Below are 14,173 nucleotides of genomic sequence, written 5' to 3'. Positions count from 1 at the left end.
TTGTGAACGCGCTGACCGGTTGGCTGACCGGATTGTGGGTCACGCGGGATGATCACGTCGTGGCTGAACGCCTGAACCATGACCTGGTCTTCGTGACCTTCTTGATAGGTGTTGCCAACGGAGTCGGCAGTGAAGGCGCCGGCAGTGATCAGGCCTTGTTTTTCGCCGGTAACCGACATGTACGCTGGTGTTGCCATGGGAGGTGCTCCTTGCGGATAAATTTAAGGTGCCCTGGAGGCGAAATCGCCCGGTGGGTGCCGAAGATATATCAAGTAGCGTGCCAGGTTTTGTGAAGTGCCCGGGAGCCGGGGGTTAAGCTGCACCTGATCGGGTTTTTGACTGTTTTTCGTGCGGATTTTAGGTCTGAAGTGCGCAACTTCTTGCGCAGTACTGCGCAAGAAGTTGCGCACTCGTCTGTACAGAACGGATTACGTAGGCTGTAGGGATGTGTCCACACGGTTATCCACATTTGAGTGCGCAAGAAGTTGCGCACAATGGCGTGTGGCCACTATTGGCGAGATTCAAGCGCGACAACGCATTCTTCAATCGAACGTTGCTGGGTTTGCGCATACAACCCCAATTCATCAATCGTCGAGCGTCCCAGCGCCTGCTCGAATGCCTGTCGGTTGGAATGTTCGCCATAGTGGGCCTGCGCTGCATCCCCAAGGTTCGATTGAAAGATCCCCGCCGCACTGACTGGCAGGAAATCTTCGTACACCAGCGGTTCAGCTTTCACATAACCATTGCGCAACAAATCCTCCAAAGAAGCGGCATTTAGGCTACCCGCCGCCACGCCTTTTTCCGTGGCGAAATAGCGAAAGTACGCCAGGCCCTGTTCGCGCATGCCCTCGACGCTGTCAGGAAATTCGCCAAAGTGTTGAGTCATCAGCGCGTTGTAGCGTGCGGCGTTGGCTTCATTGGGGAAGTCGCCGAGTTCGTCGCGGGCGGCATTCAGTAAACGGTCATACAGCGCCCGGCCCTTGGGCGTCAGCGCTGCGCCGCGTTGTTCGATTTCGCCGAAACGGGCGCTGTGGCTGCCGCGGGTTTCACGCTGGTCGGTGAAGGCGATTGGTTCGTCCAACGCTTTGAAACTGGTCTGACGCAGCAAGATCGGGCACTGCCGGCGTGGTGGGCCTTCGATCACCGCTTTTGGGGTGATGCCGTGGGTTGGCATCTGCGCCTGCACGCTGTCGATATCCAGTGTGCGCGGTGTCAGGTGGTTGATGTGCGGGCCTTTGAACGCGACGACGTCAGCGATCAAACGATGCTGGGCGCTGAGCGTCTGGTACTGCGCGGCGGTGACGGTTGCGCTGTGATGCCAGCGAAAGGTCTCCAGTGCCTGTAGGACAAACTCCGCGGCGTCTGCCTCATTCAGTCCTCCGGCCGTCTCAGCCTGTGCGATCAAACGTAATGCCGCCTCAGTAAAGATTGAACGCTTGGCCAGCACCGATTCGGCAAAGGCGCGCAGTTCAGGATCGTCAATCAACTCCAGGCGTAACAACGAGGTAAACACGCGAAATGGGCTGATTTGCAGCGCCTCTTCATGCACCGCACGAAACGCGGTGGAATGCACCGGTACGCCCGCCGGCGTCAGGTCGTAATAACCCACCGGTTGCATGCCCATCACGGCGAACAGGCGGGCGAGGGTGGCCAGTTCAGTCGCGGTGCCGACGCGGATCGCGCCATGGCGCTCCATGTCCAGCCGTTCGATTTCACCCGTGCTGTTGAGCTGTCGGGCGATGTCTGGCTGACGTGCGAGCACATCGCGGTTGGTCTGCTCCACCAGTGCCAGCAGTGCGCCGTACAGCGGCACTTCTTCGCGGTACATGTCGGACATCGCTTTGGAGAAGCGTTGGCGAATCAGGTCGGGGCTGACGAAAGGCTGCACGGTCATGAAAAAAATTCCTGCCACGGTCACGTAATGGATGGAGGAAAAGATCGCAGCCTTCGCCTGCGCGGGCAAACGAAGAATCCTACGGACTTCATTCTGCCAACGACTGATCCACCCATTCGACCCAGTGCAAAACCTGTGTGCGTCCAGCACTGGCCAGGTGGCTCTGACAACCGATGTTTGAAGTGACGATCAGTTGCGGGCGGCCGCTTTCCAGCGCGTTGAGGCGGTTATCACGCAGTTGCCGGGCCAGCACCGGTTGCGTCAGCGAGTAGGTGCCTGCCGAACCGCAGCACAAATGCCCGTCCGGCACGGCCGTGAGGTTGAAACCCAAACGCGTCAGCACGGCTTCCACCGCGCCACCGAGTTTCAGTGCGTGTTGCAACGTACACGGGCAATGCACGGCGATCCGTCGTTCGCTGGCGGCACAGACCTGCTCCAGCGGTTCTTGCGCAAGCACTTGCACCAGATCCAAGGTCAGCTCGCTGATCCGCCGTGCCTTGTCGGCATAGCGCGGATCGTCCCTGAGCAAATGCCCGTAATCCTTGATGAACGCGCCGCAACCGCTGGTGGTCTGCACAATGGCTTCAGCGCCGTTTTGCAGATGCGGCCACCACGCGTCGATGTTTTGCCGGGCGCGGTCGAGGCCCTTGGCCTGGGCGTCGAGGTGATAGTCCAGCGCGCCGCAGCAGCCGGCTTCGGCCACCGGGGTGATGCTGATCCCCAGGCGATCCAGCACCCGCGCCGTTGCGTCATTGGTATTGGGCGACAAACCTGGTTGCACGCAGCCTTCCAGCAGCAGAACCCGGCGCGCATGCCGTGGGGACGGGCGCACACCCGAGCTCGGCAGGTGCTGCGGCAGTTTGCTTTCAATCATGCGCGGCAACAGCGGCCGGAATGTCGTGCCCACTCGCAACAAACCTTTAAACAAACCGGGATTCGGCGCGAGTGCCCGCAACCCTTCACGCAGCATGCGTTGCGCCACCGGGCGCGGCACCGCCTGATCGACCACTGCCCGGCCGATGTCGAGCAAGTTGTGATAATCGACGCCGGACGGGCAGGTGGTTTCGCAGTTGCGGCACGACAGGCAGCGATCCAGATGCAGTTGTGTCTGCGCAGTCGCCGGCGCGCCCTCAAGCACTTGCTTGATCAGGTAGATACGCCCACGCGGGCCATCGAGTTCATCGCCGAGCAGTTGATAAGTCGGGCACGTTGCGTTGCAAAAACCGCAATGCACGCAGGTACGCAGGATTTTTTCCGCCTCGGCGGCGCGGGGCAGTTGGCGGGATTGCTCGCTGAGGGTGGTTTGCATGGCTAGAACTCTGCGTACATTCGACCGGGGTTGAACAGCCCTTGCGGGTCGAGTTGCGTTTTGAGTTGCCGGTGATAGCGCAGCAGTGCCGGCGCCAACGGCTGAAACGGAGTGTCGTGGCCGTGGGTGAAGCAAGTGGCGTGGCCGCCAAGGCCCTCGGCGAGGGCGTGAATGCCTTCGTTGGCAGATTTGAGCCAGCGTTGCGCGCCGGCCCAGTCGATCCATTGCTTGCCGGACAAGTCCAGTGGCCCGAGATTGTTCGGCAATGACAGGCGCCATAACGGCAGGCCTTCGTCGAAAAACGGCAAACGGTGCTCGTTCAAATCGCGCCAGAACACCGAGTCCAGCGGCTCTCCGCCCAAGCGTTGATGCGCCGCCGTCACCGAGCCTTCGCCTCCCTCAAGACGCAGGTACAGACTGTCGCCATCGTGACACGCCGCGCTGATGGGCAGCGGTTGCTGGCCCCATTCGGCCAGATTGGCCAAGGCGCGGGCGCAGTCGATGTCGAGGCGGATGCTCAGGCATTGCCGAGGTTTGGGCAGGACTTTGAGCGAGACTTCAGTCAGTACGCCGAGGCAACCGAAACTGCCGGTCATCAGCCGCGACAGGTCATATCCGGCGACGTTTTTCATCACTTCACCGCCAAAACGCAGGTGCTGGCCGAGCCCGGTGATCACCCGAGTGCCGAGGACGAAATCGCGCACCGAGCCCGACCATGGCCGCCGGGGCCCGGACAGGCCTGTGGCGATCATGCCGCCGACGGTGGCGCTTTCAGCAAACGCCGGCGGCTCGCACGGCAACATTTGCCCGGCAGCGTCCAGCGTCGCGAGCAGTTCGGTTAATGGCGTGCCGGCACGAACCGTGATCACCAGGTCGGTCGGCTCATAGTGAACAATGCCGCGATGCTCACGGGTGTCGAGTACCTCGCCGGCCACCTCGCGCCCCAGAAACGCTTTGCTGTTGCCGCCCTGGATTTTCAGTGGCGTGGCACTGTTCCGCGCCTCGTTGACCTGATCGAGCAGGGCGCTGGCGGCATCGAACTCGGCCATCAGAAACGCTCCAGCTCTGGGAATGGCAGTTGCCCGGCATGAATGTGCATGGCGCCGAATTCGGCGCAGCGGTGCAGGGTTGGAATGTTTTTGCCGGGGTTGAGCAAGCCTTGCGGGTCGAACGCGGCTTTTACGGCGTGGAACAGGCTCAGTTCAGCGCTGTTGAACTGCGCGCACATCTGATTGATCTTCTCGCGGCCGACCCCGTGTTCGCCGGTGATGCTGCCGCCCACCTGCACGCACAATTCGAGGATCTTGCCGCCCAAGGCCTCGGCGCGGTGCAGCTCGCCGGGCTGATTGGCGTCGAACAGGATCAGCGGGTGCATGTTGCCGTCGCCGGCATGAAATACGTTGGCCACGCGCAAACCATATTCGGCGCCGAGGCGGGCGATGCCTTGCAGCACACCGGGCAGTTCGCGGCGCGGTATGGTGCCGTCCATGCAGTAATAATCCGGCGACAATCGGCCAATGGCCGGGAACGCGTTCTTGCGTCCTGCCCACAAGCGCACGCGCTCGGCTTCGTCGCGTGCCTGGCGTACTTCGGTGGCGCCGGCCTTACTCATGACCTCACGCACGCGCAGGCAATCGTCGTGGACATCGGCTTCGACGCCGTCGAGTTCACACAACAGAATGGCCTCGGCGTCGACCGGGTAACCGGCGTGGATGAAGTCTTCGGCGGCACGGATGGCGAGGTTGTCCATCATCTCCAGACCGCCGGGAATGATCCCCGCCGCGATGATGTCGGCCACCGCCCGGCCAGCCTTTTCCACGGAATCGAAACTGGCCAGCAGCACCTTCGCCACTTGAGGTTTTGGCAGCAGTTTGACCGTGACTTCGGTGATGATCCCCAGCAAACCTTCGGAGCCGGTGAACAGCGCGAGCAGGTCGAAACCCGCTGCATCGAGGGCGTCAGAGCCCAGGGTCAGGCGTTCGCCCTCGATGGTCAGGACTTCGATTTTCAGCACGTTGTGTACGGTCAAACCGTACTTGAGGCAGTGCACGCCCCCGGCGTTTTCGGCAACATTGCCGCCAATCGAGCAGGCGATTTGCGACGATGGGTCCGGCGCGTAATACAACCCGAACGGTGCGCCAGCCTGGGAGATCGCCAGATTACGCACGCCCGGTTGGACTCGTGCGGTGCGCGCGGCCGGGTCGATGTGCAGGATGTTGTTGAAGCGCGCCATCACCAGCAACAGCCCTTTTGCCAGTGGCAAGGCCCCGCCGGACAAACCGGTGCCAGCGCCACGGGCAACAACGGGGACGTTTTGTTGATGGCAGAGTTTGAGCAGCGCCTGCACCTGATCAAGACGACGGGGCAGGGCAACCAGCATGGGCGTGGTGCGGTAAGCCGACAAACCATCGCATTCGTAAGGCTTGAGCTCTTCATCGCGCCACAAGACGTCGAGATCCGGGATGGCTTGCTGCAAGGCCTTGAGCAATTGAGCTTTGTTCACCTCAGGCAACGGGCCGTCGAGGCGCTCGTCGTAGAGGATGTTCATCGCTGATTTCCCAAGAACTCCCGGTACAACCGTGCGGTATTCCCCGGCTGCTCGACCATCGGCATGTGCCCCACGTTATCCCACACGTCCACCCGCAAATTGGCGATGCCCTTGCTCCAGACCGGCACGCTGCTGACGTCGATCAAGCGATCCTTGCGCCCCCACAGCAGCAGGGCGGGGCATTTGATGTCGGCCAGTTTCGGCTCCATCGGCGGGCTGGCGCGCAAGTCGCGGAAGATCTCTTCCAGTTCATCGCGTTGCTGCTCGTAGCGCTGGGCGATGGCATCCAGCACCAGGTTCGGCACCCACGGCGGCGAAGCCATGGTCATGGCATAAAACTGGCGGAATTCTTCCCGGGAGTTGATCAAAAACGGGTTATGCCCTCGGGCCAGATGACGCTCCATGTCGCTGGCCTGCGGTGCCGTCACACCGGCCGGGTCGATCAGCGCCACCGAGGCAATGCGATCCGGATACGTCGCCGCCAGCCACGCAGCAATGTAGCCCCCCATTGAATTGCCGATCACATGGACCTTCTCCACGCCGCAGACGTCGAGCAACTGGATCATGCGTTTGGCCTGCAGCGCAATGTCGTAACCGCCTCCTGCCTTGAAGCCGGTTTCACCGTGGCCGGCCAGGTCCGGAATGATCACCCGATACTGACGCACAAAATGCCGGGAGAAGCGCAGCCACAGGTTCTTGTCGCCACTGTAGCCGTGCAGCATCAGGATCGCGCTGGCGGCCTCATACGGCCCGCCCTGCCAGGTCGACACCGTCATCTCGGCGATGGGCACTTCAATTTTGTGCAGCTTGTACCACTTGGCCTCGATGGCCATGTTCAAGTCATAGAGCCAATGACCGACCGCCGGATAACTCAACCAGCTCCAGGCCACGAAAACCGCGAGGGCGACAAACAGCAAAAGCATCGACGTCTTCCTTTTACGTGTTCAGGACAGAATGTGGTCGGCCGGTTTCAGCGACCGGGTCAACCGGTAATAGCTGAAACTGAAGCCGGGAAACATCGCGATCACATGACCGCTCTTGCTTTGATACCAACTGTGGCAGCCGCCGGACTTCCAGACGGTGCGCTCCATCTCCCGGTGGATCATCTCAGTGTAGGTACGTTCCGCTTCGGGGCGTACTTCGATGCTGCGCAAACCATTGGCTTGCACGGTGCGGATGCAGTCGAGGATGTAATTCATCTGCGACTCGATAATAAACAGCGCCGAAGTGTGGCCGATGCCCGTGTTGGGGCCGGTGACGATAAACAGATTGGGGAAGTCCGGCAGGCTGGTGCCGAGGTAGGCGCGGGGATACTCGGCCCAGACATCTCTGAGTTGCAAGGCGTTTTTTCCGCTGACCGGGTAGGAAATAACGCCATCGGTGGCGTCGTAACCGGTCGACCAGACAATCAGGTCGACATCAAGGTGCTGGCCGTCCTGGGTGTTGATCCCGGTTTCATCGATGGAGGCGATACCTTGCTCACGGGTGTGCAGCGTGACGTTGGGTCGGGTCAGTGCCGGGTAGTAGGTGCTCGAAACCAGTACCCGCTTGCAGCCGATGGTGAAGTCGGGAGTGAGTTTTTCTTGCAGCTCTGGATCCGCTACCTGGCGTTTGAGAAAGCGCAGCGCTTGCTTTTGCACCAGGTGAATCGCCGGTTTCGAGTATTTGAAGGCGATGACCCGGGTTTCGAATTGCCAGTAGATCAGCCAGCGCAGGAGTTTGTAAGCCGGTTTCAAACCCAGTAGCCAACGCTGAACCGGCCCGAAGATGCGATCAGCGCGAGGCAACACCCAGTGCGGCGTGCGCTGGAACACATGCAGTCGCTCGACGTGCGCCGCAATGGCCGGAATCACCTGTGCCGCGCTGGCACCGCTGCCGACGATGGCCACGCGTTTACCGCGATAGTCGTAGCTGTGATCCCAATGGTTTGTATGAAACGTCTTGCCTTCAAAGCGCTCCTGCCCGGGGAAGTGCGGGATCACCGGTTGGCTCAAGGGGCCGGTGGCGTTGATCAGGAACCGCGCGTAGAACGTGCCCTTGGTGCCGGTGTGGACCGCCCAGTGCTTTTCAGTGTCGTCCCATTCGATGCGTTCGACATTGGCTTGCAGTTCCACCCGCTCGCGCAGGCCGAACTCGTCGATCACATGCTCGGTGTAACGGTGCAACTCCGCTTGTCCGGCAAACATCTGCGACCAGCGGTACGGCGCGTACGACAGTGAATACAGTGGCGACGGCACGTCCACTGCAGCGCCCGGGTAGGTGTTCTGGCACCAGGTGCCGCCGAAGAAGTCGCGCCGTTCCAGCAGGCGAAAATCGTCGATCCCGGCCTTGAGCAGATTGACTGCCGCGCACTGGCCACCAAAACCGCTGCCGATGATCAACACTTGGCAGATCTGCATGGGCCTCCTTCTTATAGTTGTTTTTCCGTTTTCCTCCTTTCATGTATAGCCAAATATTTGCTTGTGGGAGCGGGTTTGTGTACCGGGTCGAGCTCGCGGGCCGGCGATGGCTATTTAACGTCGCCCTGATAGACTCCAGACACATCCGTCTGACGGTGCGCCAAGGTTCTTTTAAACGAACGAGGCCCTTATGAGAAACACCGGGGGAAAGGGACTTTCATTGGCCAGGAGGCTTTATACATCGCGAATCCTCGGTCTGGCGTTGGGGTTGTTATGCGTGAGCATGGCGATGTACCCGCTCGATCCGTCGCTGTGGGTTTGGGCCCTGATGCTGTTCAACGGCTTGCTCTGGCCACATCTGGCGTTTCAGTGGGCGCGTCGGGCCAAAGTGCCTTACTACGCCGAACACCGAAACCTGTTGATCGACGCGTTTCTCGGCGGTTTCTGGGTTGCGGCGATGCAGTTCAATCCGCTGCCCAGCGCCACGACCATTTCGATGATGGCGATGAATAACGTCGCCATCGGCGGTTTGCGTTTTTTGCTGGCCGGCACGGCGGCGCAGATTCTCGGTGTGTGTGTCGGTCTGGTGGTGTTTGCCCCGGTGTTCATTCCCCAGACAACGCCCTTGCAGTTATATGCCTGCCTGCCGTTGCTGATGCTGTATCCGTTGGCGCTGGGCTGGATCTGCTTTCGTCAGGCCTACACGCTGGGCCTGCATAAACGCGAATTGCTGGCCCTGAGCCGCACCGACAGCCTCACCGGATTGCTCAACCACGGCGCGTGGAAGGATCAACTGGAGATTGCCTTTCAGCGCTGCAAACGGCAGCAGCAGGGCGCGGCGATCGCGTTGATCGACATTGACCATTTCAAGGCGATCAACGACACCTACGGCCATGTGGCCGGCGACATCGTGCTACGGCAGTTGAGCAAAATGCTCAAGCAAAACCTGCGCGTGACCGACATTGCAGGGCGTTACGGGGGCGATGAATTCTGCGTGATCCTCCCGGAGTTGCCGCTGTTCAACGCCGCCCAGGCCATGGAGGCGTTGCGTGAGCGCTTCGCGACGCTGGGTTACGAGCAGAATCCGGCGTTGAAGGTCAGTTTGAGTATTGGCCTGGCGGCGTACGAACCAGCCCATGCCGATGCGACGCGCTGGCTCAATGATGCCGATCAGGCGTTGTACGAAGCCAAGGCCGGCGGGCGGAATCGGGTGATCTGCAATTGCGACAACCTGCCCAGGCAGCCATTGCTCGACTCGGTCTGAGTCCCTCTATGTTGCATCCGCGATAGAGCGAATTCTGACGCGGGCGATGCAGCGGGAGGTGGCGTACAAGGCGCCGGTTTAGCGGCTGACGTCAGTCCGGCCACCGCGTTACTCCTTGACGCTCATGTATTCCTTCGCCCAGAGAATGTACTCCTCCGGCTGGGTATAGGTGTGCGTCAGTTCGGTCGCGCTCAAGTCCGAAGCCTGGGTGAAAATCTGCCGCTGTTCGCGCAGGCTGTCGTAGGTGGCCTTGATGGCCGCGAAGTAAGCGCCATGGCCATCGATGGTCACGCGCACGCCCAGTTCGGCCAGACGCTTGTCGTCACGCAGCGCCGGGTTGCCGTAGGTGACCAGCATCAGCGGCACGGTCAGGTGTTCGGCGATTTGTTCCAACTGATCGAAATCCTGCACCCCGACCATGCAGATACCATCGGCGCCTGCGGCCTGATACTGACGGGTGCGGCTGATGATTTCCTGGTTCGGCAGGATGCCGGCGTTGGTGCGGGCGATGATGGCCATTTCCGAATCGACCCGGGCTTCGAGTGCGGCGCGGATCTTGCCGACGCCTTCGGCGACCGTGATCAGGTCGGTGGATTTGCGCCCGAATTGCGCGGGCAGCAAGGTGTCTTCGATGGTCAGGGCGGCGACGCCGGCGCGTTCCAGTTCGACGATGGTGCGCATCACGTTGAGGGCGTTGCCGTAGCCGTGGTCGGCGTCGGCGATGACCGGCAATTGGGCGACGCGGCCAATGCGGGTGGCCTGTTCGGCAAACTCGCTGAGGGTGATCAGGGCAAAGTCCGGGGCGCCGAGCACCTGCAACGAGGCCACCGAACCACCGAGAATCCCCACTTCAAAACCCAGGTCAGCGGCAATGCGGGCCGACATCGGGTCGAACACCGAAGCCGTGTGGTAGCAGGTATCGGATGCCAGAAGTTGACGGAAATTACGGCGCAAATCTTGATGAGAAAGCCTGGTCATACGAGTTCCACCAATACAAAGGAATGGAAGGGCTTGAGCAAAGGTGTCAACGCCGAAGGATGAAAAGGCTATCACGCGAATGGGTCAAGGATCATGACGAATTTGCGGGGCTGGGGTTAAACATGCGCCTTTGGCTGAAAGGATTCATCTTTGGCGGCAGATTTCCATGGCCGGTTCATGCCGCCACGGCATGCCGCTGTTGATTGGGCAGCATCACCGCCCGTACCGAGTTGCCTGGTTGCAGTTGCAGGCGTTTGGCCGTGAGGCGGTCGATCACTAGGCTGCTGCCGACGCAACGGGCGCGGGCGACGGTGATGCGGCAGTTTTCCAGGCGACGGTTGTGGATCAGCCACAAGGGGGCCTGCTCGTCGGGGCTGCCGAGGCTCAAGGTCAGCTCAAGGCTGTCGCGCACCGTGCGGATGTTTCGGATCGGTGCTTCGATCACCGGGCCACCATCGAAAATGTCGATATAGCCTTTGTGCGCAAAACCTTCGGCCTGAAGGATTTTCAGCGCCGGCTCGGTATTGGGATGCGCCTGACCGATAGCGGCCTGGGCCTGCTCAGTGAGCAGGCAGGTGTACAGCGGCTGGCGAGGCATCAGCTCGGCGATGAACGATTTGTTGCCCAGCCCCGACAGGTGATCGGCGTGGCTGAAGTCCATCTGGAAGAAATGCCGGCCCAGGCTGTCCCAAAACGGCGAACACCCCAGTTCATCGGCGCTGCCGCGCAGTTCGGCGATCATCTTTTCGCCAAACAGATGCGGAAATTCGGCGACGAACAGCAAGCGCCCCAGCGACAAAAGCCGACCGTTACTGCCCTGGCGCTGGTCATGCCGCAGGAACAGCGAGCACAGTTCCGATTGGCCGGTCAGTTCGTTGTTCAGGAACAGCGTGGGAATCTGGCGTTGAATGCCCAGATCCGGCGCCGAACTCACCGTCAAACCGACCCGATAGTTGTACCAGGGCTCGCGCAGGCCGACCGCTCCGGCCATTGCGCTGACACCGACCACGCGCTGGTCATCGTCTTCGAGCACAAACAGATAGTCGGCATCGGCACGTTCCACTTGCTCGGCGAATGCACGTTGCGCCCAACGCACGCGGTGGGCCAGGCGATCTTCGTTGACCGGCAGGGTGGTGAACCCCGGGCCGGCCTGTTGTACCAGCGCCATCAAGGCGGGCAGGTCACTGACTTTAACCGGGCGGACAATCATGCTGTAACTCCTTCTGCGCGCCTGTTCGGGCACTGTCGTTGGGTGCGGAGCCGGGCGCGGTTCACAGGGCTATCAGCCGGATCGGGTTGCCATCGGTCACATTCAGCGCCGCACACATTGCAGGGGTGAGAGACAGCGGTTGATCGGGGTGGTAATCGAGTTCGGCGACGATGCACCGAAAACCGTGCAACGCATCGTTGCTCAGCAGATAACGGCCACGCGCATCGATTTGCGACTGTTGCCGCACGTGTACCGTCTGGCTGCGGGCGATCGAGCGGATAGTCGCTGTGCGTGCATACAGGGTCGGGCCGGCGTCGAACAGATCGATGTAGCTGTTGGTTTCAAAGCCTTCACGCTCAAGAATGTCGAAGGCTTCCTGACCGTCCGGGTGGATGCGGCCAATGCAGTCTTGTGCGGCCTGCGGCAGCATCGGCACGTAGATCGGGTATTGCGGCATCAGTTCAGCCAGAAACGTACGGTTCTGCAATCCGCACAGACGCTCGGCTTCGGCATAGGGCAGGTCGAAGAAGTGCTTGCCCAGAGCGTCCCAGAAGGGCGAATGGCCGTTTTCATCGCTGTAGCCGACGATTTCGGTAATCACGGCTTCGGCGAACCGTTGCGCATGGGCCGCGATGAACAGCAGGCGCGCCCGCGAGAGCAATTCGGAAAACGGCGTCCCCACCAGCGCAGCGTTGATGTGGAAACCGCGCAGCAGCGTGTGGTCGTTCAGGTCGTGGCACAACGAAAGCGCCGGCACGCCGTGTTCGATGTTCAGCTCTCGCGAGGCGCTGGTGAAATGGCGATTGCGCAGGCTGTAGAACGGTTCGTCGAAACCGGCAGTGGCGAGGATTTCGGAGCAACCGAGCAGTTGTTGGCTGTCGAGGTCTTCCAGCACGAAGAAGTAGTTCTCCGGGCCATGGGCGGTGGCGTCTGCGGCAAACGAAGCGCAGGAACCGGCGATTTTTTCACGCAAACGGTCGCTGTCGTCCGGCAGGGACGTCACGCCCACCAAACTGTCGCGGGCCAGTTGTTGTAGCTGGGGCAGGTCAGTCTGCGCGACTGGGCGTAAGGCCAGCATGGATGTACTCCTGTATCAAAAGGTTCGGCGAATTCACCGAACCTGACTATCACTGTCGGTTTCCACGCGTTAAATCGGCGTGCGCCTGATTTGTTGTCAGACGCTGCTCTTTTTCTTGTCAGCCGTTGCTTGGGTCCGGCAGCGCGGTGCTGGATCCGAGTTTGTTGAGGAAGAACAGGTACACCAGGCCCAGAGCGATCCAGATCAGGCCGAGTTTCTGTGCATCGACGCCCATGTTGTACATGATGGCCGCGACGATGATGAAACCGATCACCGGGCAGATCAGATGGCGCACGATCTGACCGGACTTCTGCCGACGCCAGTAGTAGTTGATCACGGTCAGGTGCAGCAACATGAAGCCGCTGAGCGCGCCGAAGTTGACCAGCGACGTCAGGGTGTCGACCGAGTTGATGAACAGGTAGCAGATCACCAGCGACAGCACCGCCACCAGATAAATGCTCAAGTACGGTGTGTTGTGTTTGGGGTGGACCTTGGCCAGCACTTTCGGCAGTTTGCCGTCGCGGGCCATGCCGAACAGCAGGCGCGATACAGCCGCTTGCGAGGTGATTGCCACCGCTACACCCCAAGCCAGGGCGGTCGCGACACCGGTCAGGGTGGCAAGCCAGCTGCCAGCGGCGATTTCGGCGATTTCATAGAACGCAGTGTCGGCGGACGTGAAGCCCATGCCGGCGGCGAGGTCAGTGGCAATCCAGGTTTGGGCAACGAAAATCACGCCCATCACCACCAGCGTGATCAGTGCCGCTTTGCCGACACTGCGGCCCGGATCACCCTTGATTTCTTCGGCCAGGGTCGAGATCGCGTCGAAGCCCAGGAAGGACAGCACCGCAATCGACACCGCTTGCATCAGCAGGGCGAAGTTGAAGGTCTCGGCGTTGTACAACGGCGCCAACGTCAGTTCGCCGTTACCGCCACCGTTGTGCAGGGCCGTCCAGGCATAGAAGAGGAAGATGCCCAGAACGACCAGTTGGGCCAGCAGGAAGATGATGTTCATCCGTGCGGTGAAGGTGATGCCGCGCAGGTTGACGAACGTCGCACTGACCAGGAAGGCCAGAATGAAACCGACTTTCGGAATATCCGGGTACAAATGGTTGAGTGCCATCGCCGCGTAGACGTAGAGCAACGGCGGAATCAGCAGGTAGTCGAGCAGCATCAGCCAGCCGGCGATGAAGCCGACATGTTGATTCAAGCCGCGTTGCGCGTAGGAATAGACAGATCCGGCAATCGGAAAGGCTCGGGCCATGCTGCCGTAGCTCAACGCTGTAAAAAGCATCGCCACCATGCCGATGATGTAGGCCAGCGGCACCATCCCGGGCGCCTCGGCATTGACGTAGCCATACACGCCAAACGGGGCGATGGGGATCATGAAGATCATCCCGTACACCACCAGGTCAGTAAGTGTCAGGCTACGTTTCAACTCTTGCTTGTAGCCGAATTCTTCAATTTCCATGAAGCGCAACTCCTTGTCAGCCAGT

12 protein-coding genes are annotated in these 14,173 nt (G+C 60.6%); 1 reads left to right on the top strand and 11 read right to left on the bottom strand.

The window, feature by feature from the left end:
- From tssD to ACIOWA_RS05945, 7 genes are all read right to left on the bottom strand, one after another.
- Nucleotides 1-197: type VI secretion system tube protein TssD (tssD, locus tag ACIOWA_RS05975; RefSeq protein ID WP_339494476.1), on the bottom strand; the 197-nt coding region annotated here is incomplete at its 3' end.
- 311 nt (nucleotides 198-508) lie between these two features.
- Nucleotides 509-1,894, bottom strand: a complete 1,386-nt coding sequence (locus ACIOWA_RS05970; protein WP_401158755.1) for a VOC family protein — start codon at nucleotides 1,892-1,894, stop codon at nucleotides 509-511.
- Nucleotides 1,895-1,982: 88 nt separating this feature from the next.
- On the bottom strand, nucleotides 1,983-3,203 hold the full coding sequence (gene glcF, locus ACIOWA_RS05965) for a glycolate oxidase subunit GlcF (protein ID WP_339466563.1): 1,221 nt from the start codon (nucleotides 3,201-3,203) through the stop codon (nucleotides 1,983-1,985).
- 2 nt (nucleotides 3,204-3,205) lie between these two features.
- On the bottom strand, nucleotides 3,206-4,252 hold the full coding sequence (gene glcE / locus ACIOWA_RS05960) for a glycolate oxidase subunit GlcE (RefSeq protein WP_401158753.1): 1,047 nt from the start codon (nucleotides 4,250-4,252) through the stop codon (nucleotides 3,206-3,208).
- A complete protein-coding gene (gene glcD / locus ACIOWA_RS05955; protein ID WP_339494747.1) occupies nucleotides 4,252-5,751 on the bottom strand; it encodes a glycolate oxidase subunit GlcD in 1,500 nt (499 codons plus the stop codon). The genes glcE and glcD overlap by 1 nt, the downstream gene beginning before the upstream one ends.
- Nucleotides 5,748-6,674, bottom strand: coding sequence for an alpha/beta fold hydrolase (locus ACIOWA_RS05950; RefSeq protein WP_339433934.1), 927 nt, complete (start codon nucleotides 6,672-6,674; stop codon nucleotides 5,748-5,750). The genes glcD and ACIOWA_RS05950 overlap by 4 nt, the downstream gene beginning before the upstream one ends.
- Before the next feature lie 21 nt (nucleotides 6,675-6,695).
- Nucleotides 6,696-8,150 carry a flavin-containing monooxygenase gene (locus tag ACIOWA_RS05945; protein ID WP_401158751.1) on the bottom strand — a complete coding sequence of 485 codons (1,455 nt, stop codon included), beginning with the start codon at nucleotides 8,148-8,150 and terminating at the stop codon, nucleotides 6,696-6,698.
- A gap of 190 nt (nucleotides 8,151-8,340) precedes the next feature.
- On the opposite strand from ACIOWA_RS05945, the gene ACIOWA_RS05940 reads away from it, so the two are divergent.
- The gene (locus ACIOWA_RS05940) at nucleotides 8,341-9,414 is read left to right on the top strand and encodes a diguanylate cyclase (protein ID WP_339466568.1); all 1,074 of its coding nucleotides are present in this window, start codon (nucleotides 8,341-8,343) and stop codon (nucleotides 9,412-9,414) included.
- A gap of 108 nt (nucleotides 9,415-9,522) precedes the next feature.
- Here ACIOWA_RS05940 and ACIOWA_RS05935 read toward each other — a convergent pair whose 3' ends face one another.
- From ACIOWA_RS05935 to ACIOWA_RS05920, 4 genes are all read right to left on the bottom strand, one after another.
- The gene (locus ACIOWA_RS05935; protein ID WP_221733829.1) at nucleotides 9,523-10,392 is read right to left on the bottom strand and encodes an oxaloacetate decarboxylase; all 870 of its coding nucleotides are present in this window, start codon (nucleotides 10,390-10,392) and stop codon (nucleotides 9,523-9,525) included.
- Between the two features lie 175 nt (nucleotides 10,393-10,567).
- Nucleotides 10,568-11,602 carry an arginine N-succinyltransferase gene (gene astA / locus ACIOWA_RS05930; RefSeq protein ID WP_401158747.1) on the bottom strand — a complete coding sequence of 345 codons (1,035 nt, stop codon included), beginning with the start codon at nucleotides 11,600-11,602 and terminating at the stop codon, nucleotides 10,568-10,570.
- Between the two features lie 61 nt (nucleotides 11,603-11,663).
- Nucleotides 11,664-12,680, bottom strand: coding sequence for an arginine N-succinyltransferase (locus ACIOWA_RS05925; protein WP_339466572.1), 1,017 nt, complete (start codon nucleotides 12,678-12,680; stop codon nucleotides 11,664-11,666).
- A gap of 118 nt (nucleotides 12,681-12,798) precedes the next feature.
- Nucleotides 12,799-14,148, bottom strand: a complete 1,350-nt coding sequence (locus ACIOWA_RS05920) for an APC family permease (protein WP_401158745.1) — start codon at nucleotides 14,146-14,148, stop codon at nucleotides 12,799-12,801.
- Between the last annotated feature and the right edge of the window lie 25 nt (nucleotides 14,149-14,173).

It is taken from the genome of Pseudomonas sp. NPDC087614, from assembly GCF_044743485.1.
GTDB lineage: Bacteria > Pseudomonadota > Gammaproteobacteria > Pseudomonadales > Pseudomonadaceae > Aquipseudomonas > Aquipseudomonas baetica_A.
Note: the sequence above shows the minus strand (reverse complement) of the source record. Positions and strands in the feature narration are given on the sequence as shown.